Raw genomic sequence first — 23,811 nt, 5'->3', positions numbered from 1 at the left:
TGGGTATCGGTTGATATCTGCGAGGTATGCATGCGCGACTCGCGCTGCTTCAGGGCAATGCGAACCCGCGATGCGATGCATCCCGATCGCATAAATCGGTCACGCAAGGGAAGAAGCTCAAGTAAAATACGGATCACTAACTCTTCGCTCGGCCTCTCGATATCCTCTCGGCCGTGTCCGGCTCCGGCTTCGCATCACCCTCACTCGACGGCAAGGACCATGGAGCTACGCCATCTGCGCTATTTCGTTGCGGTCGCCGAAGAACGCAGCTTCACGCGCGCCGCACAACGGCTGCATATCGCGCAGCCGCCGCTGAGCCGGCAGATCCAGCAACTGGAAGAGATCCTCGGCATCGTGCTGTTCGAGCGCAATTCGCGGCCGCTGAAGCTCACCGAAGCGGGCCGTTTCTTCCATCAGCATGCGGTGCAGCTGCTCGCGCAGACGGCCGAACTCGAATCGATGACGCGACGCGTCGGCAAGATCGAGCGCAGTCTGTCGGTCGGCTTCGTCGGCTCGACGCTCTACGGGATGCTGCCGAAAGTCATTCGCCGCTATCGCCAGCAGCATGCGGAAGTCGAGCTCAGCCTGCACGAGATGTGGACGATGGACCAGATCAAGGCGCTGAAGGAAGGCCGCATCGACGTCGGCTTCGGGCGCATCCGTCTCAACGATCCGAACGTGCGCCGCGTCGTGCTGCGCGAGGAGCCGATGATCGCGGCGCTGCCGCTCGGCCATCGGCTGAGCACGGTAACTACGCCGCTGTCGCTGCACGACCTGCTCAACGAAACGCTGATCGTGTTTCCGAAAACGCCGCGCCCGAGCTATGCGGACCAGGTGCTGTCGGCCTTCCACGATCGTGCGCTGAAGCCGGCGCGCGTGCTGGAAACCCGCGAGCTGCAGATCGCGCTCGGGCTCGTCGCGGCCGGCGAAGGCGTGTCGATCGTGCCGAAAAGCGTGCACGGGCTCAAACGCGACGACATCTCGTACCACGACCTCGACGATCCGCGGCTCGTGTCGCCGATCATCATGAGCATGCGCCGGCTCGATGCGTCCGAAGACATCGAGCGCATGCTGAACCTCGTCTACACGCTGTACGACGAGGAAGGCATGACGTACCTGCCGCCTTCGGCGGAACGCGACGATCCGGCCGCCCAGGATTGAACGGGCCGGATCGCCTGCCGCACCCGCTCAGTGCGGGATGGCCGACGCGACTTCGGCGTCCGCGCGATCAACGCGCAGGCTGAACGCGGCCAGCGCGGCGAGCGCGAGCGGCACGGCCAGCGCGAGAAAGAACCCGGACGGCCCGCCCCACGACAGGAACGTGCCGCCCACGGCGGAGCCCGCGATCGCGCCCGCGCGGCCCATCCCGATTGCCCAGCCGGTCGCGGTCGCCCGCAGCGCGGTCGGATACGCGCCGACGATCAGGTAGTTCAGCGCGATCTGCTGCCCGCCGATCCCGAACCCTGCCGCACCGACGAGCGCGAACACGAGCGCCCAGTTCGTGCCGGCGTAGCCGAGGCCGATCGCGATCGCGATGCCGAACGCGAACATCGCGCCGAGCAGGTTGCGCGTATTCACGCGCGGCAGCACGATCGACAGCGGAATCGCGCAGACGATGAACACCGCATTGACGATCACGGTGCCGACCGGCGCTTGCTGCGCGGTCAGGCCGGCCGCCTTCAGCACGGTCGGCAGCCACGACAGCAACATGAACCATGCAATCCAGTTCAGCAGATAGATCGCCCAGATCGCGAGCGTCTTGCCCGCATAGCCGCCGCGAAACAGCGCGGCAACGCTCGCCTTCGCCTTCGCCGTCGCTTCGTCGGGCACGCTCAGGCGCGCGTCGGCCGGCAACGGCTGCGTGACGATCTTCGACAGCGTCGCACGCACGCGCTGCTGCGCGCGTGCGTCGCCGCGCGAGGCCAGATAGAACAGCGATTCGGGCAACAGCAGCGCGACGAGGCCGAGCACCGCGAGCGGCACCGCGCCGCCCACCACGAAAATCCCCGACCAGCCGATCACCGGCAGCATCCGCGCGGCGAGCAATCCGCCGAGCATCGCGCCGGCAGGCAGGCCGAGCAGCACGCCGGTCATCACCGCGCCGCGCAGGCGCGCCGGACAGTATTCGGCCGCGAGCGCGAGCAGCACCGGCGTGCAGCCACCCATCCCGAGCCCGGCCACGAAGCGCAGCGCGAGGATGTGCCGCGGATCGCCGGCCCACGACGTGGCCAGCGTCGCGGTGCCGAACAGCGCAAGGCCGATCATGATCGCGGGCCGGCGGCCGATCCGGTCGCCGACGAGGCCGAGCGTCATCGCGCCGATCGTCATCCCGACGATGCCGGCAGTCAGGATCGGTGCGAGCGCGCCGGCCGGCAGCCGGAACGCGGCGAGTATCGCCGGACCGGTAAACGCGATCGCCTGCGTGTCGAAGCCGTCGAGCAGCGCGATCAGCACGCACAGTGCGAGGACGCGGATCTGCAACGCACCGAGCGGCGCATCGTCGATCAGCGCGGGAATCGAGCGAACGGAAGAAGATGTCATGAAGCGTCTCCAGGACCGGCCCGCTGACGCGGGACGATCCGTTTATCGTTTTGAACGACGAATGTCCGGCGCGCGCGTCAGCCCGCCAGCACCGCTACCGCCTTGATTTCCACGATATAGCCGGGCGACCCGCCGAGCATGTGCGCGCCCACGGCCGTCCAGGCCGGCTTCGGGTGCGCATGCAAATAGCGGTCGCGCACCTTCATGAACAGCGGCAGGTCGCGCATGTCGGTATGGAAGGTCGTCAGGTCGACCACGTCGCCGAGCGTCGCGCCGCTCGCCTCCAGCACGCGCTTGAGGTTCTCGAACGCCTGCACGATCTGCGCTTCGCGATCCTCCACCAGCTGCATCGCGGCATCGCGGCCGATCTGGCCGGATACGTACACGCTGTCGCCGACCTTGATCGCCGGTGCATAGCCTATTTTTTCGTACACGGCTTCCATTCCGGCCGGAATGATGGCTTCGCGTCTGGACATGAGCGTCTCCGTGGCCGGCGTGTCGGCGCCGGCCGTTCATGTAATGGTCGAATGGCGTGCATGCGCGGCTGCGGCGCATGCACGTTACAGCATGGGTTCGGCGAGCCGCCGCCGTTCAGCCCGTATCACCGCCCGCGACCGGCAGCACCGTGCCGGTGATGTAGCTCGCTTCGTCCGACGCGAGGAACAGGATCGGCGCGATCTGTTCGTCGAGCGTGCCGTAGCGCTTGAAGAACGTCGAATCGGTCACCTGCCGCACCGCTTCGGCCATCCACGCCTGTTCCTGCGCATTGTCGCCGGCCGCATTGCGCGGCACGCGGCGCGGCGGCGCTTGCGTGCCGCCGGGCGCGGTCGCGACGACGCGGATGCCTTGCTCCGCGTATTCCATCGCAAGCGCGGATGTCAGCGCATTGACGCCGCCTTTCGCGGCCGAGTACGGCACGCGGCGAATGCCGCGCGTCGCGTTCGACGACACGTTCACGATCGTGCCGCCACCGCGCGCGAGCAGATGCGGCAGCACCGCGTGGCAGCTGTAGAGCGTCGGCATCAGCGAGCGGCGGATTTCCGCGTCGATCTGCGCGGGCTCGAACTCGGCGAACGGCCGCATCCGGATCGCGCCGCCGACGCCGTTGATCAGCACGTCGATGCCGCCGAACGTGTCGACCGCGCACGCCATCGCCGCGCGCGCGCCGTCGTACGTCTCGAGATCCGCGACGAACCCGGCCGTGTTGCCGCCGCTCGCTTCGGCCGCGACCTCGGCCACGAAATCCGCGCGATCGACGAACAGCACCTTGCCGCCTTCGGCCGCCGCGCGCAGTGCGACGCCGCGGCCGATGCCCTGCGCCGCGCCGGTCACGACGACGACCTTTCCGGAGAATCGTTGCATGGTCATGCCGCCTTTGCCGTGACGTTCGGGGTGAATTTCTCGTAGTGGAAGCTGTTGGGCTTCACGCCTTCGTCGTCGAAATACTGGCGCACCGCGTCGACCATCGGCGGCGGGCCGCACAGATAGACGTCCACGTCGCCGTCGTTCAGCGCGTCGGCCGGAATGTGCTGCGTGACCCAGCCCTTGCGCGGGTGGCTCGACGCCGCATCGGCGACGACCGTCGAGAAGCTGAAGTTCGGCAGCTTTGCCGCATACGCTTCGATCGCGTCGACCAGCACCAGGTCGAGATCGCGCGTGACCCCGTAGATCAGGTGCACCTTCTGCTGCGAACCGCTGCGCGCGAGCACCTCGAGCATCGACAGGAACGGCGCGAGGCCCGTGCCGCCAGCGAGGAACAGCAGCGGCCGCTGCACGTCGCGCAGGTAGAAGCTGCCGAGCGGCCCGGTCAGCTCGAGCGTGTCGCCCGGCTTCGCCGATTCGAGCCACGTGCTCATCACGCCGCCGGGGATCTTCTTGATCAGGAAGCCGACCTTCGCGTCGCCTGGTGCGGACGAGAACGAGTACGAGCGGTGCTGGCCGCTGCCCGGCACGCCGATGTTCACGTACTGGCCCGGCAGGAACACCGGCGCGGCCGCGCCGACGTCGAGTTCGAGCACGATCGCCGCATCGTTGTGCTGCTCGACCTTCATGACGGTCGCGGCGAACGCGCTGTGACCGGTCTTGCACGCGACCGACGACGTCGGGATCGCGATCACGCAATCGCTTTGCGGCACCATCTGGCAGGTCAGCACGAGGCCGCCTTCCTTCTCGTCCTCGGTGAGCGCGTCGTCGATGTAGTCGTCGCCGAGGTCGTAGCTGCCGCTTTCCGCGCGGCACTTGCAGGTGCCGCACACGCCGTCGGAGCAGTCCATCGGCAGGTTGATCTTTGCGCGGAATGCGGCGTCGAGCACCTTCTCGCCGGCCTTGCAGTCGATGAAGCGGGTGACCCCGTCCTCGAAGTTCAGTGCAATCTTATAGGTGGACATGACATCGTCTCCCTGTGTTACGGTCGAAACAATCGGCGTCAGACGTGGTACACGTCGAGCACCTGCCGGATGTAATCGTTCTTCAGCACGATCTTCTTGTTCGAGATCAGCAGCGCATCGCCCACCTGGCGCAGCGTGACGAACATCGTGCCGAAGTAGTGATCGGTCACGCGATAGCGGTGGTTCAGCGTGTCGAAGTTGTAGCGCACGTCCACCTCGCCGTCGCGCTCGGCCAGCACCTCGACATTCGTCACGTTGTGGCTGGTGCGCGGCTCGGGCGTCGATGCGCCGCTGCGCTCGGTCTTGATCCGGAACACGCGATCCTCGAGGCCGCCGCGATCCGCGTAGTACATCAGCGAGATCTGGCTTTGCGGATCGTCGGTCAGCCGGTCGTCGTCGTCCCATGCGGGCATCCAGTACGTGACGTCTTCCGTGTAGCAGGTCAGCCACTCGTCCCACTCGCGGTCGTCGAGCAGGCGCGCTTCGCGATAGAGCGTCGCGCAAATGGTCCGGTAGTCGATGTTCATGCTGCTGCCTCCCCGCGTTCCTTCTTCAGCGCATCGCGCATCACGTTCACCCAGTGTTCGTGCTGGCACACGAACAGCCCTTCGTCTTCGCTGCGCTCGCCCGAGATGCGCGGGTTCAGCCCCATCTTCTTCGCGTTCTCGTCCGGCCCGTCGATCCACAGCGGCGCGCCGCGCGACAGGTCGTTCCACATCGCCGTGATGCCCGCATAGCCGGCCTGGCACGCACGGAACTCCTCGAGGTCGTCCGCCGTGCCCATGCCGGTCACGTTGAAGAAGTCCTCGTACTGACGGATCCGCGTCGTGCGGTCGGCTTCGCTCTCGCCCTTCGGCGCGAAGCAGAAAATGCTGACTTCGGTCTTGTCGACGCCGAGCGGGCGCACCACGCGGATCTGCGTGCTGAACTGGTCCATCAGGAACACGTTCGGATACACGCACAGGTTGCGCGTCTGGTTCACGATGAAGTCGGCCTGCACGTCGCCCACGCGCGCCTTGATCTCCTCGCGGTGCTGGTACACGGGCCGCACTTCCGGGTTCATCGTCCGCGTCCACAACAGGATGTGGCCGTTGTCGAAGCCGTACACGCCCGCGACCGACTTGCTCCAGCTGTTCGCGTCGACCGCCTTGGTGCCGTCTTCCTTGCGGCGGCCCATCGTCGCCGCGTAGTTCCAGTGCACGGTGCTGACGTGATAGCCGTCGCAGCCGTTCTCCATCTGCATCTTCCAGTTGCCTTCGTAGATGTAGGACGAATTGCCGCGCAGCACTTCGAGGCCGTCCGGCGCCTGGTCGACGATCTGGTCGATGATCACGCGCGCTTCGCCGAGGTAGTCCTCCAGCGGCAGCACGTCGGCGCTGAGGCTGCCGAACAGGAAGCCGCGATAGTTCTCGAAGCGGGCGACCTTCTTCAGGTCGTGCGAGCCGTGCGTGTTGAACTGCACCGGATACTCGGTCGTCTTCTCGTCCTTCACCTTCAGCAGCTTGCCGGTGTTCGAGAAGGTCCAGCCGTGGAACGGGCACGTGAAGCTGCCCTTGTTGCCGTGCTTGCGGCGGCACAGCATCGCGCCCTTGTGCGCGCACGCGTTGATCACCGCGTGCAGCTCGCCCGTCTTGTCACGCGTGATGACGACCGGCTGGCGGCCGATCCATGTCGTGTAATAGTCGTTGTTGTTCGGAATCTGGCTTTCGTGCGCGAGGTAGACCCAGTTGCTCTCGAAGATGTGCTTCATCTCGAGCGCGTACAGCTCCTCGTTCGTGAAGATGTCGCGGCGGCAGCGGAAGACGCCGGCTTCCTTGTCGTCCTGCACCGCGGTCGCGAGCAGGTGGTCCAGTTCGGTGGTGTGGTCGATCGTGGCGGACATGTTGGTTCCTCCTGCGCGCGTGCCGGCTCCTGCAAGCACGCTCGCATCGGTATCGATTGAATCTCGCGGGGGGCCGGCATGGCGGCGGCGCATCCGCGCCGCCGCGCCGTCGGGCGGTTATGCCGTGGCGGAAGCGCGCAGGCGTTCGACGATCTGGTTGTCCTTGCCCTGGACGCGCGGCGTCAGGACGAAGTCGAACTCGATGTCCTGATACGCATCGGTCTTCATGCCGAGCGCGGCGCCGCCAGTCTTGTCGGTGACGGGCGGGATCAGCTCTTCGCGCGTCGCATAGGCAAAGTCATCCCAGATCAGCGGGTCGCCGTCGATGTTGAACTGCGTCGTCAGCTTGCGATGGTCGTCGCTCGTCACGAAGAAGTGCACGTGCGCCGGGCGGTTGCCGTGGCGGCCCAGGCTGTCCAGCAGTTGCTGCGTCGCGCCCTGCGGCGGGCAGCCGTAGCCGACCGGCATCAGCGTACGGAATTCGTACTTGCCGTCCGCGCCCGTCTTCACCGCGCCGCGCAGGTTGAAATCGCTCTGCTTGCCGGTCGGGTCGAAGTGCGAATAGAAGCCGTGCGAGTTCGCATGCCAGCACTCGACCAGCGCGCCGGCCACCGGCTTGCCGTCGACACCGGTAACCGTGCCGTGGATCACGAGCGGGCCCGCGCCGTCGTCCGCATCGAGGTCGATCTTGGCGACGCCGTCGCGCACCGGCGCACCGGCCACGTACAGCGGGCCTTCGATCGTGCGCGGCGTACCGCCGTCGAGGCCGAGCGCTTTGTCCTCGGCGTCCATCCGGATGTCGAGAAACTTCTCGAGACCGAGGCCGGCGGCGAGCAGCGCCGCTTCGCCGTCCTGGCCGAGCTTGTTCAGGTAGTTCACGCCGGCCCACACTTCGTCGGGCGTGATGTCCAGATCGTCGATCGCCTTGAACAGGTCGCCGAGCAGGCGCAGCACGACCTGCTGCGTGCGCGCGTTGCCGCCGTCGCCGCCCGCGTTCGACGCGGCCTTCAGCAGATCCTGCACTTCCTTGGTATCGAATACTTTGACGCTCATGATGGTGTCTCCACGTGTATTTGGGGGGAAAGGTGACCCGGAGTGTTCGCTGTCGGAAAGCGGACGGCTCCGCGGTTCAAAGGTCGCCGTCGTGTATCGACGACGGGTGGCGACACAACGGCGTCACCGAAATCTTCATGTACGGAAACAGCGGCAGGCCGGTCAGGATCTCGTGCAGTTCGGCATTGCCGGACACATCGAACACGCTGTAGTTCGCGTATTCGCCGGCGATGCGCCAGATATGGCGCCACTTGCCGCTGCGCTGCAGATCCTGCGAATACGCCTTCTCGCGGGCCTTGATTTCGTCAGCCACCGCGGCCGGCATGTCGACCGGGATGTTGACGTCCATGCGTACGTGGAAAAGCATCGTGATGTCCTGATACGGTATCGGTTAGCGGGAGACTTTCGTCAGCCCGTCGCGGGTGAAGCGCGCCACCTTCGCTTCGTCGAGTTCGATGCCGAGGCCGGGGCCGGCCGGCACGGTCAGCTCGAAATCGCTGTAGTCGAGCGGGGTCGTGAGGATCTCTTCGGTGATCAGTAGCGGCCCGAACAGTTCGGTACCCCACTGCAGGTTCGCGAAGCTCGCGAACAGGTGCGCGGATGCGACCGTGCTGAACGCGCCTTCGAGCATCGTGCCGCCGTACAGCTCGATGCCGGCGGCGTCCGCGATCGCGGCGACGCGTTGGGCGGCGAACAGGCCGCCGCTCTGCTCGATCTTGATCGCGAACACGTCCGCGCCGTTCTGCTTCGCGATCTCGAACGCGCTGTCCGGGCCCTGCAGGATTTCGTCGGCCATCAGCGCGACCGGGAAACGGCGCATCAGCCGCGCGAGCGCCGCCGCCGATGCCACCGGCTGCTCGACCAGTTCGCAGCCGGCATCGGCCAGCGCCGGAATCGCGCGCGCGGCCTGCGTTTCGCTCCACGCCATGTTCACGTCCACGCGCACCGACGCACGGTCGCCCACGGCGCGCTTGATCTCGGCAACGTGCCGGATGTCGACGTCGAGCGCCTTCGCGCCGATCTTCAGCTTGAACACGTTGTGGCGGCGCAGCTCGAGCATCCGTTCGGCTTCGGCGATATCGGTCGCCGTGTTGCCCGATGCGAGCGTCCACGCGACCGGCAGCCGATCGCGCCGGCGCCCGCCGAGCAGTTCGCTGACCGGCACGCCGAGGCGCTTGCCGTGCGCGTCGAGCAGCGCGGTTTCGAGCGCGCTCTTCGCGAAGTGATTGACCTTCGCGAGCTTGCCGAGGAACGCCATCAGCGTCTGGATGCGCGTCGCATCCTTGCCGACGATCGCCGGTGCGAGATACGCGTCGATCGCGAGCTTCATCGCCTCGGGGCTTTCCGGGCCGTAGGCCATCCCGGCGATCGTCGTGCCTTCGCCGAGGCCGGTCACGCCGTCGCTGCAGGTCACCTTCACCAGCATCAGGGTCTGGCCGTGCATCGTGGCAACCGACAGCTTGTGCGGACGGATCGTCGGCAGATCGACGAGACGGGTTTCAATGCGTTCGATGGTGACTGAGGACATGGTGCACGCTGCAAGTGGGGAGTTCATGGGACGGATTTATACGCGGCGGGGAAATGGACCGTCCAATACTTTTGGGCGTGTTTTTTGATACCTTACAGGTATTGAAATTCAGCTCGAGGCGCGAAATATTGCGGTGCGCCATACCTATTTTGGCTAGATACGCGGGCCGGGAGGCTTGCTGGGCAAGGAAACCGCACACGCGGGCCGCCGCCTGAACGGACGGGCGACGGCCGCTTTCCCGGCAGGCGAAACCGGTCGAGATCCAGCCGTCTCCAATGCCCGGCGAGGGGGGCATTAGGGTTTTCCTTAGATAAAAATTGACGCGCCGGGCGGTGGATCGCCCTCCCGGATTTCGATACCCGGCAATGGTCTGAATATCGATCCGCGCGCGGCATGCCGTCGATTATTTCCTTAGTTTTACGAATCATATTCCTCCGACACATACGTGCGCCGCAAACGCACGCCTGTCCGTTTCCCTGTTTGCCCGAAAACTGAACACGTCCGACGAAATCTGCCGCCGCCGTCGCGCGCGCCGGCGGTGCGAAAAAAAAACTATGGAAGCGTGACGTCCCCCGTTTCTACGCTCGGCTCCCGATCGACACACACCCGCCGCACGACCTGCATAGCCACCCATGCAGACACGCAACAGGCGGGTGCCTGCATCGACATCGCAGCCGGCCGATTCGAACCGATCACACCAAGGAGGAGACAGATGAATCGCAACCGATGCACGCGTCGCACCGTCGTGATCGCGACCGGCCTGCTGCTGGCCGGAACCGCGCACGCGCAAGGCAGCGTCACGCTGTATGGCGTGCTCGACGCCAGCGTGCTTTACCTGAGCAAGATCCGGAACCCCGCGACCGGCGCCAACGGCGGCCGGTTCGTCGGGTTCGGCGACAGCGGCTTCTCGCCATCGCTGTTCGGGCTGAAAGGCACCGAGGATCTCGGCGGCGGACTGAAGGCGAATTTCACGCTGGAAAGCGGCATCAACCTCGGCACCGGCGGATTCAACGACTCGAACGGCAACCTGTTCGGCCGCCAGGCGTGGGTCGGCCTCGGCGGCCGCTTCGGCGACGTGAGGCTCGGCCTGCAGTTCTCGCCGTTCTTCTACGCGCTGTACGACCTCGATCCTCGCCAGTCGATCACCGGCGGTTCGCTGCTGCCGTGGCTGAATGCGATCGCCGGCGCCGGCATCTTCACGCGCAACGCGGTGTCCTACACGAGCCCGTCGTTCGGCGGCCTGCAAGGCAGCGTGCTGTTCGCGTTCGGCAACGTCGCGGGCGACTTCCAGGCCGGCAAGCAGGTGTCCGCGAGCCTCGCCTATCGCTGGCGCGACCTGCTGGTCGAGGCCGCGTATTTCGACAGCAACGCGAGCCCCGCGCCCGATACGGTGCCGCCGACCGCCGTACCGTTCGAAGGCCGGATGCTCGGTGCGTCGTACCGCATTGGCAACGTCACCGCGAAGGCATCGTTCACGAGCCTGCGCGTGAGCGGCGGCCCGAGCAACAGCCTGTACGGCGGCGGGCTCGACATCTGGCGACCCCGGCCGTCGATCTGAACGCCGGCGCGTGGTACATGACCGACCGGAACCGGACATCGAGCCACGCGCTGATCGGCGCCCTCGGCGCGTCGTACTTGCTGTCGAAGCGCACGACGCTCTACGCGCAGGCCGCGTTCGTGCGCAACGCCGGCGATACGCGGTTCGGGCTCGTAACGGGCGAGGGCCTGTCCGCCGCCAACACGCTGTTCGCGCCGGCCGGCACGACGACGATGGTCGATCTCGGCATCCGCCAGCTGTTCTGACCGTCAATCGAATCCGCGGCGGGCATGGCAGCGCCTGCCGCCCGACAAGTGTCCAGTTTCCGGACACGCAAGCGCATGCCGCCGCCGATCGACGCGGGCGCGGCGGGTGGGAAGAAACCCGGATAGCCCGGCGGCGTCCCGCCCGCCTACCCTCGCGCGCATGCCGGTCGGTGCGGTGCAACGTCCGGCCCGGCGGGTCGGAATTTCTTCTGGAGCCTACATGGATAGCAGCAGCAACACTCCTCTGTTCGACGCCGACGTATGGCGCGGCAAGACCTTCAACGGACGCTGGCACGCGAGCCCGCACGCGGCCGACGTGATCGAACCGGCCACCGGCAACACGCTCGGCCGCATCGGTCTCGCGGACGGCGCGGCGATCGCCGAGGCATCCGCCGCCGCGCATCGCGCGCAGCCGGCGTGGTTCGGCCTGCCGTACGACGAGCGCGCGGCGGTGCTGCGCCGCGCGGCAGCCGTCGCCGAAACGCACTTCAACGCGATCGTCGACTGGCTCGTGCGCGAAAGCGGTTCGACGCGCGCGAAGGCGTCGTTCGAAACGTCGGTCACGATCAAGGCGCTGCATGAAGCGGCCGGGCTGCCGTCGCGCGCGGCCGGCGAAGTGCTGCCGTCGACGGCCGGGCGCCTGTCGCTCGCGCGCCGCCGCCCGCGCGGCGTGGTCGGCGTAATCTCGCCGTTCAATTTCCCGCTGTACCTCGCGATGCGCGCGGTCGCTCCGGCGCTCGCGCTCGGCAACGCCGTCGTGCTGAAGCCCGATCCGCGCACGGCCGTGTGCGGCGGCATCGCGATCGCCCGCGTGTTCGAGCTCGCCGGCCTGCCCGAAGGCATGCTGCACGTGCTGCCCGGCGACGGCGCCGCCGGCGCGGCGCTGGTCGCCGATCCGCACGTCGCGATGATCCAGTTCACCGGCTCCACCGCGGCCGGGCGCAAGGTCGGCGAAGCGGCGGGCCGCTACCTGAAGAAGGTGTCGCTCGAACTCGGCGGCAAGAACTCGCTGATCGTGCTCGACGACGCCGATCTCGACCGCGCCGTCGCCAACACCGCGTGGGGCGCGTATCTGCATCAAGGCCAGATCTGCATGGCGACCGGCCGCGTGCTCGTGCAGCGCGCGATTCACGACCGCTTCGTCGCGAAGCTCGTCGAGAAAGCGCAAAGCCTGCGCGTGGGCGACCCCGCGACCGCGGACGTCGGCCTTGGTCCGCTGATCAATGCCGCGCAACGCGACCATGCCGCGCACCTGGTCGACGCGGCCCGACGCGCGGGCGCATGCGTCGAGACCGGAGGCGGCCATCGCGACCTGTTCTTCGAGCCAACCGTGCTGAGCGGCGTCGCGCCGGGCAACCCGGCATTCGACGAGGAGATTTTCGGGCCGGTCGCGATCGTCGTGCCGTTCGATACCGATGAAGACGCGATCGCGCTCGCGAACCGGACCGAATACGGGCTGTCGATGGCGATCTTGTCGGCCGACGTCGGCCGCGCGCTCAGGCTCGGCGAACGGTTGAACACAGGGCTGCTGCACATCAACGACCAGACGGTCAACGACGAAGTGATCAACCCGTTCGGCGGCGTCGGTGCATCGGGCAACGGCTCGAGCATCGGCGGCAGCGCGAACTGGGAAGAATTCACGCAGTGGCAGTGGCTGACGATCAAGGGCGAAGCGCCGCTGTATCCGATTTGACGAGGAGACCGACCATGTACACCGAAAACGATACGCGCGCCGTCACCGCGGCCGTCGCACGCGCCGCCGGCGCCCCCTTTTCGATCGAATCCGCCCGGATCCGCGCGCCGCGCGGTGACGAGGTGCTGGTGCGCGTCGTCGCGACCGGCCTGTGCCACACCGACCTGATCGTGCGCGACCAGTACTACCCGGTGCCGTTGCCGGCCGTGCTCGGCCACGAGGGCGCGGGCGTCGTCGAAGCGGTCGGCCCGAACGTGAAGACGCTCGCCGCGGGCGATCACGTCGTGCTGACCTACGGCGCGTGCGGCCACTGCCCGTCGTGCGTCGGCGGCCACGGCGCGTATTGCCGGCACTTCTTCGGCCTGAACTTCGGCGGCGCCGATGCCGATGGGCAGACCGCGATCCGCGACGAAGCCGGGCAACCGCTGCACGATCACTTCTTCGCGCAGTCGTCGTTCGCGAGCTACGCGCTCGCACGCGAGAACAACGCGATCAAGGTGCCAACCGACGCGCCGCTCGAACTGCTCGGGCCGCTCGGCTGCGGAATCCAGACCGGCGCCGGCGCGGTGATCCACTCGCTCGCGGTGCGCCCCGGCAGCAGCTTCGCAAGCTTCGGCGCGGGCGCGGTCGGCATGAGTGCCGTGATGGCCGCACGCGTCGCGGGCGCGACGACCATCATCGCCGTCGACATCGTGCCGTCGCGGCTCGAGCTGGCGCTCGAACTCGGCGCGACGCATGCGATCGACAGCAAGCAGGTGGACGTCGTCGATGCGATTCGCGAAATCACCGGCGGCGGCGTCGACTTCGCGCTCGAGTCGACCGGGCTGCCGGCCGTGCTGTCGCAAGGAATCGAAGCGCTCGGCTCGCGCGGCACGATCGGCGTGGTCGGCGCGCCGAAGCTCGGCACCAGGGCGGAGTTCGACGTGAACAACCTGCTGCTCGGCGGCCGGTCGATCCGCGGCATCGTCGAAGGCGACAGCGTGCCGCAGACGTTCATTCCGCAACTCGTGCAGCTTCATCTGCAAGGGCGGTTTCCGTTCGACCGGCTCGTGAAGTTCTACCCGCTCGAGCAGATCAACCAGGCGGCGGAAGACAGCAGCAGCGGCATCACGCTCAAGCCGATCCTGCGTTTGCCGCACTGAACGCGGCGCGCCGCCGCCCTCCTGGTTCGGGCCAGCGACACCGGCGGCGGCGCCCCTTCGCCCCCCCTTTCGACAATACCCGGCTTCGGGCACCGGGCTATATTACGCATTCGCGCGACACGCCAGGCCGGCACGCCCGGCCTGGACATTCGACCCTAAATGGAACGCAGCGTGAACACGGCCCCTGAATCCCTTTCACGGCCGGTCGACCTCGACCGGCTCCGCGCCCGCTTCGCGGCAGGCGAGCCGCTGCCGGAAACGGCGTTGCCGGCCGGCGTCGCGCGCTCGTGGCTGCGTTCGCGCGACGCCGGGCTGCGGCCATGGCAGACCGCCCAGTACGAAATGCTCGGCGAGCGCGACGAATCGCGCGCGGACCGGCGGCTGTACCGCTGCGTCGCGCAGGACATCGAGCCGCTGTGGGCCGCGTTCGGCGGCAGCGACTGGACCATCTTCTGCGTGAATCCGCGCGGCACGGTGGTTCATGCGCGGCGCAGCCCCCATTGCGACGACGCGCTGCTCACGCCGATCGTCACCGGACGCCGGATCGTCGAGCCGAACATCGGCACGACCGCGCCGAGCTGCGTGATCCACGACGGCGCGGCGACCGTCGTCGACGGCGCCCACCACTATCTCGACGAATTCTCGCGGGTGTTCTGTCTCGCGGTGCCGCTGGTCGGTTTCGACGGCGAAGTGATCGGTGCGCTCGACATCACCGGCATCGGCCGGCGCAACATCGTGCAGTTGCGCGAGCAGTTCGGCCATGCGACGCTGTCCGCCGAGCAACGGCTGTATGCAATGCTGCGCGACTGCCATCTGCTGCAGGTGCAATACGATCCGCGCTGGCTCGGCACGCCGCTCGCCGGCGTCATCGCGCTCGACGAAGCGGGCCGCGTGCGCGCGGTGAGCCGGCTGGCGCGGCAGATGCTCGATCTCGCACCGGCCGGGCCGCTCGAGTCGTACGATCTCCGGCAGCTGTTTCCGGGCGCGACGCCCGTGCAGCAGCGCCGCCTGCTGACGCCGGCGCGCACGCCGCAGCGGATCGCGCGCGACGATGGTAGCCACGTATGGGTGCGCACCGTGCGCGCGCCGCTCGATCGGGCGGCGACGGCGCGCCACGCCGACGTGCTCGAAAGCGCCGCCGACGTGTGCGGCGCAGCGCCGGCCGCCAGCCCGCAGGCCAGCCTGCACGAACAGTCGCTCGACGCGATCCGCCGGGCGCTCGACGAATACGACGGCAATGTATCGGCGGCCGCGCGGCAACTGGGCATTTCGCGCACGACGCTGTACGCGAAGCTCAGGCAGCTCGATGCGGCGGGGCTCAGGAACGACGAGCCGCATTGATGCGGCGGCCGGCGATGTCGGCTTTCGTGCCGAACGGGAGGTACGACACGGACAACCCGGCCCACCCGTGTTTGTCGAACTGGTCGTTCAACCCCGCGTTGAGCACCGACGACATTGCGCTGGCAATGGGATTCAGCGACGCCGCGAGATTCAGACATGCGTTCAAGCGCTGGGCCGCCACGACGCCGAACGAGGTGCGCGGCCACGGCGATCCGGCGCTTCGACCGTCGCGCGCGGCCGGTTGATGCGCACCGTTGCGGGCCGCTCGCCGGCACGTGCCGATGAAGCGGCCCGCTACGCCACCGCCCGCCGCTCATGCAGCCGCAACGCGGCCCATGCGAGTCCGGCCGAGAAGATCCCGACCATGCCGCCGAACGTGCCGATCCACGGCAGCCCGAACTCCGCGGCGATATGGTTGCCGAGAAGTGCGCCGGCACCGATCCCCACGTTGTACAGCCCGGAGAAGATCGACACCGCCAGATCGGTCGCGTCGGGCGCGAGCTTCAGTACCCATGCCTGCATCGCGAGACCGAAACAGACGATCGCGCCGCCCCACACCAGCGTGTGGACCGACAGCGTGACGATGTTCAGCGCGCTAGGGAACAGGATCAGCAGGCAAGCCGACAACGCGACGATCGACGCGAGCAGGAAATCGGCCGGCCGCTCCGGAAACACGCGGTTGAAGCACAGCGCGGCCGGCATGCCGGCGACGCCGAACAGGATCAGCACGTAGGTGATCCGGCCGCTGCTCGCATGATTGACGCTCTGCACGAACGGCTCGATGTACGTGTACGACGTGAAGTGCGCGGACACGACCAGCACGGTGATCGCATACAGCGACACCAGTGCCGGCTTGCGCAGGAACGAGCCGATGCTGGCCAGCGAGCCGGCGCCCTGGCTCGGCAGCAGCGGCAGCGTCACGCGCAGCAGCAGCAGCGCGACGGCCGCCGCGGCGCCGATCACGAGGAACGTGACGCGCCAGCCGAGAGCCTCGCCGATCACGCGTCCGAGCGGAATGCCGGCGACCATCGCGATCGCCGTGCCCATCGCGAGCAGGCTGAGCGCGCGGCTTTTCCGGTCGCTCGGCGCGAGCCGCACGGCCAGCGGGACGGAGATCGACCAGAACACCGCATGCGCGCACGCGATGCCGAGCCGGCCGATCATCAGCACCGTGAAATTCCACGCGACACCGGTGACGATATGGCTGCCGATGAACGCCAGCAGCGCGCAGACCAGCAGCTTGCGGCGCTCGACGTGCCGCGTGACGAACGTGAGCGGCAGCGACACGACGGCGACCGCCCACGCGTAGATCGTCAGCATCAGGCCGACGGAGGTCGGCTGCATGTGCAGGCTGTCGCCGATCGCGCTCAACAGCGCGACGGGCACGAATTCGGTGGTATTGAAGATGAAGGCGGTGAGTGCCAGGGCCAATACGCCCCACCACGACTGTTCGGAGCTGACGGCGTCGGGGGTTGCCATACGGGGAATCGACGAAAATTGAGGGGCACGGGCAGCCGGCCACGCGCGTCGCCGCGATTGTATCAGCGGCTAGCGGCACGCCGCCGCGGCGGTTGCCGTTTCGGCGGGACATGGCGATGACACGGCCGCACGCCGATAATGTCATGCACACAGGCACTTTTTTGCGGACGATACGCCCGAACGCCATCGGGCCGGGAGATTCACATGCGCATTGAAACGTCATTTCTGTTCGATCTCGACGGCACGCTCGTCGACAGCGTCTACCAGCACGTGCTCGCGTGGAAGGAAGCGCTCGATGCCGAAGGCATCGAACTGTCGGTGTGGCGCATCCACCGCAAGATCGGCATGAGCGGCGGCCTGTTCCTGAACCAGCTGCTGCGCGAGACGGCCGGCGACATCGACGCCGAGCGCGTCGAACGGCTCGCACGCCTGCATGCGGCCGCGTACCAGCGGTTGCGCGCGCAGGTCCGGCCGCTGCCCGGCGCGCGCGAACTGCTCTCCGCGCTGACGAACGCGGGCATGCGCTGGGCGATCGCGACCAGCGGCCGGATGGAAACGGCGGCCATCAACCTCGAAGCCCTCGGCGTCGATCCGGCGAAGAACGTGGTCGTCACGCGCGACCAGGTCAAGTATGCGAAGCCGGACCCCGACCTGTTCCTGACCGCCGCCGCGAAGCTGAACGTGCCGATCGAACACTCGGTGGTGGTCGGTGACAGCATCTGGGACATGCTCGCCGCGAGCCGCTGCCGCGCGCTGGGTGTCGGGCTGCTGTCGGGCGGGTACGGCAGCGACGAACTGGAACGCTCGGGCGCGCTGCGCGTGTACGACGATCCGGCGGATCTGCTGTGGCACCTCGACGAGATCGCGGCGCGGCCCTGACGCTCCAACCGCCGGCCTGACCGGCATCGTCCGGCTCGCCGAAATCGCTTTCGTCGGATCGAGCCCCTTCGGCAAGCGCGAAGTCGCGTGAATTCACGACGTACCTGTCGGCCCGCCGCAACCCGGCCGGTACGGCGAACTTGTCCGGGTTCGACGGGTAACGCCGACATGAAGTCGAGCAGCACGCGCACCGGGTGCGTTCGTACAGCCCGTCGTGACCGCCGCGTGCGGCGCCTCGACGCGCACTTCGCGCCGTCGGCGTCGTGGGCCGACGCGGGTCCGGTGCTCGAGCATGTCGGCGACCTGCGGATCACGCGGCGCGGCGACGGCGTCGAATGCGACGCATGCTTCATCGACGGCCTGTCGACATGTGCCGCGCGCGCCCGATGTGCGCACCGCGCTGCTGCGCGCGTTCGTGCGGGCGCGCTTCGGCGACGACGTCGACACGCCGCCGTCGTTCGCGCACCGGATCGCCCGTGGCGCGCCGGTGCGCTACGACCCCGGTGTGCCGCTTCCCGAAGCGGACGACGACCCTGCCGTCGGCGATAGCTCGGACATTCGGTCGATTGCGCGGATGTGACGCGGACGCCCCGTATGTCGCCGTCGCACGCGAATTGCCACGACCGCGCCGCGGCGCATAGGTAAAAACGACCGTGTCCGGCGCGCGTTATCGGTACTCGCGCAAAACGTCGTTCGTGTAGAGGCGAGGCCCCCAGAAAATGCGCCACGCAAAACTCAGTACGAAGACGATGACGATTCCAACCGTAAATGCGATTTCAACAGGGCTCCACGTCTCGTTGGGCGACATGAGGATCAGAAACGTCCAAAGACTCATGCAGCCGCTCAATTCGGGCCATGGGAACAGCGCGTACTCGTATTCGGCCTTCCACGGTACGTCCGCTGCTGGCGTGTCCTTGACGACCACATTCAGCGCGGCGCCATTCGAACGGGGCAGCGCGACGAGCTGCGCGCCTTGACCGAAATGCGCCATTTTCGCCGCCAACGCCTGAAGGACCCACCGCGCGACCGGCGCTTGCGGGCCAATTGCCGAATCGAGCGCATGTTGCGCCACGTTCAGCGCCGAGTCCTTGACGGCGCCCTGTGTCACATGTCGCGCCAGCCCGTGAAGGCGGCTATACCAGAAGTGACGAATCCGCTCACGCGGCACCTGTTCGGCCGCGAGCAGCAGGGCGAGCGCCTTGTCCACTTCGTCGGCATCCGCAACGATCTGGCGCAGCAGCCACGCCTGACGTTTCAATTTCGGCTTTTCCCGCATGAGCTCGGGTGAACCGAGCAGCAATGCCACTGCCGCTTCGGAAGCGTCCGGCTGGACTTCCGGCTCCTTGTCGTTGAGATGCCAGGCCAGCACGAGCCTGAATTTCGGCGCCCTGTCAGGGAACAGAGAACTTGCGTGGAGGACGTCGGCGTCGCCCTCGAACCAGGTATCCGCAAAACCCGGGTCATGATCGTTGCTGCACCATCTGACGCGAGGCTTCCCGGGCAATTGCAGTTGAGCCCATACCGCCCGCACATCGACACAAGATTCGGAACGCTCGCACTGCATCACGATCTCGAACGAATCGCTGCGCATGGCCTGAGTGAGCCGCGCCGCCAGTGGCGCCAGCAGTTTCTCGATCATCACGCGCTCTCGCGAGGCGCCGTTTGCTGCTTCGATGCTTTCGAGGCGCATCACTCTGCCGGGATTTTCAGGCGGACTGCCCTCGAGCTTCAAAAGGCGCTCCGCAAGGTCCGGCTCCGGTACAAGTATCACGGTATCGAGAACGGCCAGGCCGGTGCGAACCTTTCGTTGCCACCCGGTCAGCAAATGCCAGCGCGCGCTGTTCCGGACCGCCGCTTCGAATGCGTGATTCTCGTACATGAACGCGTAAAGCACGAAGCTGACCGCCGACCACAGTACGCACGGAGCGACCAGCGCAGTTCGTACGAAGTCCTCTGACGCCATGGACTTGCCCTGCGGCCACATCGCGAACGTGCCGCCCAGAAACATCGATACGATCAGGAACAGCAGTAGGGCATAGAGCCAACCGGGCGGCGGCTTGCCCGCCGACCATTCGTCCTGCACCGGCGGAGTCCAGCGAAATTTCATCGTGCCTCCATGACAGCACGTCAAGTTATTCAACGGTCCAGTCGCGCTGCGAGGCGACGAGACGTGGCGGCGGATTGCACGCGCATCGGCAAAGATCGCCTTCAAGCGCATGCTGCTTGCCGCCGAGATCATCGTCCAGCGACCGCGCGACGGCAGCTTCGATATGACCGACGACATTGCACGCAGGGCATTGGACCCGCGCCCCCAGGTAGCTCAGCTTTCGGTCGTCGAGGCCGATGTCATCGAGGCCGTCGAGCACGACGCCATTGGCCGTGGTTCGGTCGTGCTGGCAGATACAGGCTCGTTCGGTCATGTCATGCACCGATCCATTCCCAATCGGCGTTATCGCCGCCCCCCTTTACCGCTGGCATCGGCTGCCCGTGACGGAGCGTGACGATGCCCGCCGGGTCGTAGCGAGTGGAATTCCACCCCTCACGCACGCGCGGAAGCCATCGGCCGCTACGCGGGCATGGCACGCCGGGTGGACTGAACTGTCGCGTCTCTTCGATGGTGTCAAAGGAATACTGCTTCACCGGCGTCGGCGCGCTGCCTTCCCACAGCCACTGCACCGGGCCCTCAAGACTGATGCCGCCGCCCCCTTCCATCAGCATCTTCACCCGTTCGGCCGTCGCAGCGTCCCCGGCCTTAAACGGAACGAGTTGGAGACTGCGATGAGCGCCGGAGTCCATACGCACCGCCCGATAAAGGCCGTCTTCCATGAACGTTTGGCCAGGCTTTACCGGCTGCCACGCCATTTCCTCGCGATGATTTGCCTCCCAATGCTCGCGCTCCTGAACGGTCGATGGATAGTCCCGGTCGAAAGTAATACGGGTAGGGGTCTTGTAGTCTGAATGGAAATCGACATAGAGCAGACTGGACTCGATCCCGATGACCTTAATGCTCATGAACGTGCCTGCATATAAATCGTAAGTTCCCGCAGAGAATTTGTCGATGTTGTTGGTCTTTATTTTCACAACAACATCACTATGTGGCGCAAGGTGGATCTCATCATCCGGAAACCGCTCGGGCCCGACCAGAGACTGGCCAACCAAATCGAGGCCGAATTTCGCACCCATGCCATTTTTTGTATCACTTACACCCAGGCTATCCCTTCCCATTCCAGCATCCCATTTATTTGGTGTTTTGAATTTAATTGGATAATCGCAACCATTCGAAAATCTTACAGACACTAAAAAACCATCCCCGGCACGATCGATCGAAACAAGAGAGAGGTCCAGCTTGACAAGTTTACGCCCGTCCAAAATTCCCGCATTTGTGAGCGAGTTCACTAGATCGCCAATCTTACTTGCAACATCGAGATTAAAATCACTTATGTACCCATGCTGATTTTTGCCCCCGCACGTTGCAGCATAAACAATAGGAACTACCCTGTCTTCTTCAGTTTTTTTTGGCTGACACAGCAATTCAGACAATTTTCTTGCATTTTCGAGACTTTCTCCGCGCAATTTAACCTCATAGATGCCAACTCCGTTTATATTCCAGTTGTTGACGGAGTCGCCAATCTGAACCCGCATCACGTCTCCCAAAACGGATACCGAATTATCCCCATACCTGTTGATACTACCATCCGCAGCCCCATTCGTCGTACAACTGAATTTCATTAGTTTATCCTCCGAACTCACATTCCCAGCATGGACACCACCTTCAAACAAAAACAGAAAGATCGTCACGCCGCCCAAACAGGAAATCCATGATTTACTCTTCATAACCAATTTCCCAAATTTTGTTTGTCATAATCGAAAACTGACGTCGCACATATTCGAGGTAATAAGGTTTGATGGTTGCAGTAACCCGCCCCGACCGCACAGGTGTATTCGCGCCGCCACCCATTACATTGCCACTTGAATACCCCTGTCAAAACATGGCCCCTGCCTTCGCATCAACAAGCGAGAAATCTATTTTTTCGTTTTTGATATATGAATGATGAATCCAACCACCTTGATCGTAATACTCATCGGGAAAGTTGAAATAGTGACCGCATTCATGCGCCTCGACATTCGCATCCGGATAATCAAAAAAATTGTTTTTAACTTGGTATTTATGCCTCTCCCCCCATAATCCAGTATCCGCTCGAAGAACCTGCGGAAACAGATTAAGAGAGACGTGCGGGTTGAATCCTTTAATACTCACGCCCTTGATCGACACGCGGAGATCGACCCTGAAACAGACCTTCACCCGACATCCGCAGGCTGTGCCCTTGGAGCACCCGTCCAGGATCAGTTTGTAGTTCCCCTGGTTCAGTACGGCTTCGATGCGACCAATTAGCGTAGCGACATCAAATTCGGGCCCGACGGCATCGCGATAATCCATCTTGACACCGTTGCGCGTAGAACCTGGCGTCATCGTCGAATGGTAGGAATACTCGTAGGGAATAGTTGCTTCCCGAGTCGACACCGACGTATCACGCTCCCCTTTCAGATCCACCCGAAAAATATCCATCGGAATCAGCATCACGCGAACCGTGCAGGTAATCGTCTTTTCCTTTTCGCTGTATGCAAATTCAAAATATGAGCCTCTCGAACCACCACACCTGTACTGCTCTCCGGTTTCCGGATTTTTCCAGGGCGTTCGGTCGTGCAGCACACCCCAATATGAAATGGATTCGATACGCCCCTTTACGTCGGCCTTCAGGTCCGATATTTTCCAGTCGCAAGGCACCGCCTTTGCCAGCTTGATCGGATCGGGCGTCACCGGGGTTTGTTGCTGATCGTCAGGATTGTTCAGCGTGATCTTGGCTTTGGGGAAGTCGTCATCCACGTTTGACGGCTTTCCATCGAACGGAGAAAAGACGGACGCCTCTGGCGGCACATCGCCGCCGGCAAGGCGCAAAAAGAAATTGCCAAGCGGCGACGGTGCGGCGTGACTCGCATCCGCAACCGACGCCGCCGTTCCCGCGCTCTTGGGCGCAACCTCATCAGTCGTCAGCCCGTGCGACGAAACGAAGTCCGGATTAGTCCGCCAAACCTCACATTGCGTCGTATACGGCACGAACGCCGACGCAAACGCCGCGCCGCCCAAGTCCATCTGCGCCGGCCCGGTCTTTTTCAGACTGCTCGTCTTGAACAGCACGCCGCCACGCGTGCCCATTTCGATGCCGTCCGGCGTCATCCTGAAATACGAGCCGCCTACGTTCATCACGATTTCCTTCGGCGACTTGACGTGGAGCACGCCGTTCACCGTCTCGACCGTCATGTCGTCCTGCGACCCAAGCTGCAGGCGGCCGCGCTGTGCCTGCACGACCACCGCGCCCGCGGACGCGATCAGGCTCAGGCCTTTTTGCGTGAACAGCGACACCATGTCGTGCGCGGCCACCGTGAAGCGCTTCCACACGCTCCAGCTCGCATCGCCCCTGGCGATGCCGACGATGTTTGCGCCAGCAACGAATTGCACGCTCTTGCCGGCCACCATGCCTGTCGATGCCGGCGCGGTCACCAGCACACCGGGCTGCCGAAGCTGGTCGAGCGCCTTGTTCACGGCTCGCTGACTGTCGATATCGGCCGCTTCCGCCTTCGACGCCCGCGCGGACGACGCCAGCGCCTTCGCCAGCGCCAGCGCGTCCTCGAGCTGCGCAACGGTCTCCTGCATGTCGAGTTGCTTGCCCGACGCCCCGTTTCGCGAATAGGCCGACACCATGACACCCGCACCGCCGCGCAGCGCGGCAGCGCCGTCCGATCGCAACTCCGCACCGCTGCCTTGCTCGCCCAGGCTGCGGTCGACCATATGCCCGAGATTGAGCTGCGACTTGCCGTGCTCGGTCGCGACCTTGATGTGTTCCTGGCCCTCCCGGTCGTCCAGCTCGACGGTGTTGTTCGAGCGCGTACGGATCGTGTTGCGCGTGCCCCAGGGCACGCCCGCAACAATCGGGTCCGTATGCTGAGCGGTGTGCAGCACATGGCTGATGAACGGCAGATCCACGCAGCCCCAAAGAAAGCTCACGCCGACCACCGTGCCTTCG

The 23,811-nt window shown here is 65.4% G+C and carries 20 protein-coding genes and 2 pseudogenes; 8 read left to right on the top strand and 14 right to left on the bottom strand.

The window, feature by feature from the left end; translation table 11 throughout:
• Nucleotides 1-219 precede the first annotated feature (219 nt).
• Nucleotides 220-1,161, top strand: a complete 942-nt coding sequence (locus J7024_RS28270; RefSeq protein ID WP_124897608.1) for a LysR family transcriptional regulator — start codon at nt 220-222, stop codon at nt 1,159-1,161.
• A 27-nt stretch (nt 1,162-1,188) separates the two neighbouring features.
• Here J7024_RS28270 and J7024_RS28265 read toward each other — a convergent pair whose 3' ends face one another.
• From J7024_RS28265 to J7024_RS28225, 9 genes are all read right to left on the bottom strand, one after another.
• Nucleotides 1,189-2,541: an MFS transporter gene (locus tag J7024_RS28265; protein WP_175761753.1), complete on the bottom strand. Its 1,353-nt coding sequence runs from the start codon at nt 2,539-2,541 to the stop codon at nt 1,189-1,191.
• Between the two features lie 77 nt (nt 2,542-2,618).
• On the bottom strand, nt 2,619-3,017 hold the full coding sequence (locus tag J7024_RS28260) for a RidA family protein (RefSeq protein WP_124897610.1): 399 nt from the start codon (nt 3,015-3,017) through the stop codon (nt 2,619-2,621).
• A 115-nt stretch (nt 3,018-3,132) separates the two neighbouring features.
• Nucleotides 3,133-3,909 carry a benzoate diol dehydrogenase BenD gene (benD, locus tag J7024_RS28255; protein ID WP_124897611.1) on the bottom strand — a complete coding sequence of 259 codons (777 nt, stop codon included), beginning with the start codon at nt 3,907-3,909 and terminating at the stop codon, nt 3,133-3,135.
• Nucleotides 3,906-4,928 (bottom strand): benzoate 1,2-dioxygenase electron transfer component BenC, encoded by a 1,023-nt coding sequence (gene benC / locus J7024_RS28250; protein WP_175751833.1) that lies wholly within the window; start codon nt 4,926-4,928, stop codon nt 3,906-3,908. The genes benD and benC overlap by 4 nt, the downstream gene beginning before the upstream one ends.
• Before the next feature lie 38 nt (nt 4,929-4,966).
• Nucleotides 4,967-5,455 (bottom strand): benzoate 1,2-dioxygenase small subunit, encoded by a 489-nt coding sequence (benB, locus tag J7024_RS28245; RefSeq protein WP_124897613.1) that lies wholly within the window; start codon nt 5,453-5,455, stop codon nt 4,967-4,969.
• Nucleotides 5,452-6,810, bottom strand: a complete 1,359-nt coding sequence (locus tag J7024_RS28240; RefSeq protein ID WP_124897614.1) for a Rieske 2Fe-2S domain-containing protein — start codon at nt 6,808-6,810, stop codon at nt 5,452-5,454. Before J7024_RS28240 ends, benB begins: the two co-directional genes overlap by 4 nt.
• A gap of 117 nt (nt 6,811-6,927) precedes the next feature.
• Nucleotides 6,928-7,863, bottom strand: a complete 936-nt coding sequence (catA, locus tag J7024_RS28235; protein WP_124897615.1) for a catechol 1,2-dioxygenase — start codon at nt 7,861-7,863, stop codon at nt 6,928-6,930.
• Between the two features lie 76 nt (nt 7,864-7,939).
• Nucleotides 7,940-8,230 carry a muconolactone Delta-isomerase gene (gene catC, locus J7024_RS28230; protein ID WP_096507061.1) on the bottom strand — a complete coding sequence of 97 codons (291 nt, stop codon included), beginning with the start codon at nt 8,228-8,230 and terminating at the stop codon, nt 7,940-7,942.
• A 24-nt stretch (nt 8,231-8,254) separates the two neighbouring features.
• Nucleotides 8,255-9,391 (bottom strand): muconate/chloromuconate family cycloisomerase, encoded by a 1,137-nt coding sequence (locus J7024_RS28225; protein ID WP_124897616.1) that lies wholly within the window; start codon nt 9,389-9,391, stop codon nt 8,255-8,257.
• 712 nt (nt 9,392-10,103) lie between these two features.
• Here J7024_RS28225 and J7024_RS28220 point away from each other — a divergent pair.
• The 5 genes and pseudogenes from J7024_RS28220 to J7024_RS37580 all read left to right on the top strand — a co-directional run bounded on the left by J7024_RS28220 (nt 10,104) and on the right by J7024_RS37580 (nt 15,615).
• A pseudogene (locus tag J7024_RS28220) lies at nt 10,104-11,194 on the top strand (porin).
• 220 nt (nt 11,195-11,414) lie between these two features.
• Nucleotides 11,415-12,887, top strand: coding sequence for a benzaldehyde dehydrogenase (locus J7024_RS28215; protein ID WP_175751831.1), 1,473 nt, complete (start codon nt 11,415-11,417; stop codon nt 12,885-12,887).
• A 14-nt stretch (nt 12,888-12,901) separates the two neighbouring features.
• The gene (locus J7024_RS28210; RefSeq protein ID WP_175751829.1) at nt 12,902-14,029 is read left to right on the top strand and encodes an NAD(P)-dependent alcohol dehydrogenase; all 1,128 of its coding nucleotides are present in this window, start codon (nt 12,902-12,904) and stop codon (nt 14,027-14,029) included.
• Nucleotides 14,030-14,200: 171 nt separating this feature from the next.
• Nucleotides 14,201-15,370, top strand: coding sequence for a helix-turn-helix domain-containing protein (locus J7024_RS28205; protein WP_234745649.1), 1,170 nt, complete (start codon nt 14,201-14,203; stop codon nt 15,368-15,370).
• Nucleotides 15,371-15,384: 14 nt separating this feature from the next.
• The gene (locus J7024_RS37580; protein WP_390679631.1) at nt 15,385-15,615 is read left to right on the top strand and encodes a helix-turn-helix domain-containing protein; all 231 of its coding nucleotides are present in this window, start codon (nt 15,385-15,387) and stop codon (nt 15,613-15,615) included.
• A gap of 49 nt (nt 15,616-15,664) precedes the next feature.
• Here J7024_RS37580 and J7024_RS28195 read toward each other — a convergent pair whose 3' ends face one another.
• Nucleotides 15,665-16,849 (bottom strand): sugar transporter, encoded by a 1,185-nt coding sequence (locus tag J7024_RS28195; RefSeq protein ID WP_175751825.1) that lies wholly within the window; start codon nt 16,847-16,849, stop codon nt 15,665-15,667.
• Nucleotides 16,850-17,053: 204 nt separating this feature from the next.
• Here J7024_RS28195 and J7024_RS28190 point away from each other — a divergent pair, with 204 nt between their 5' ends.
• Together J7024_RS28190 and J7024_RS28180 are read left to right on the top strand one after the other, a co-directional pair.
• A complete protein-coding gene (locus tag J7024_RS28190; RefSeq protein WP_124897622.1) occupies nt 17,054-17,728 on the top strand; it encodes an HAD family hydrolase in 675 nt (224 codons plus the stop codon).
• Nucleotides 17,729-17,953: 225 nt separating this feature from the next.
• Nucleotides 17,954-18,308: pseudogene (locus tag J7024_RS28180) on the top strand (DUF2591 domain-containing protein); the annotation flags it as partial.
• Nucleotides 18,309-18,395: 87 nt separating this feature from the next.
• Here J7024_RS28180 and J7024_RS28175 read toward each other — a convergent pair.
• The 4 genes from J7024_RS28175 to J7024_RS28160 all read right to left on the bottom strand — a co-directional run.
• Nucleotides 18,396-19,835: a hypothetical protein gene (locus tag J7024_RS28175; RefSeq protein WP_234745647.1), complete on the bottom strand. Its 1,440-nt coding sequence runs from the start codon at nt 19,833-19,835 to the stop codon at nt 18,396-18,398.
• A gap of 25 nt (nt 19,836-19,860) precedes the next feature.
• Nucleotides 19,861-20,148: a PAAR domain-containing protein gene (locus J7024_RS28170; RefSeq protein WP_124897624.1), complete on the bottom strand. Its 288-nt coding sequence runs from the start codon at nt 20,146-20,148 to the stop codon at nt 19,861-19,863.
• A 1-nt stretch (nt 20,149) separates the two neighbouring features.
• The gene (locus J7024_RS28165; protein WP_234745646.1) at nt 20,150-21,562 is read right to left on the bottom strand and encodes a hypothetical protein; all 1,413 of its coding nucleotides are present in this window, start codon (nt 21,560-21,562) and stop codon (nt 20,150-20,152) included.
• A gap of 148 nt (nt 21,563-21,710) precedes the next feature.
• Nucleotides 21,711-23,811, bottom strand: a 2,101-nt coding sequence (locus J7024_RS28160) for a type VI secretion system Vgr family protein (protein ID WP_234745645.1), incomplete at its 5' end; no start/stop codon positions are given.

Source organism: Burkholderia sp. WTPI3 (assembly GCF_021483755.1).
Classification (GTDB): domain Bacteria; phylum Pseudomonadota; class Gammaproteobacteria; order Burkholderiales; family Burkholderiaceae; genus Burkholderia.
This window is presented reverse-complemented; position numbering and strand designations above follow the sequence as displayed.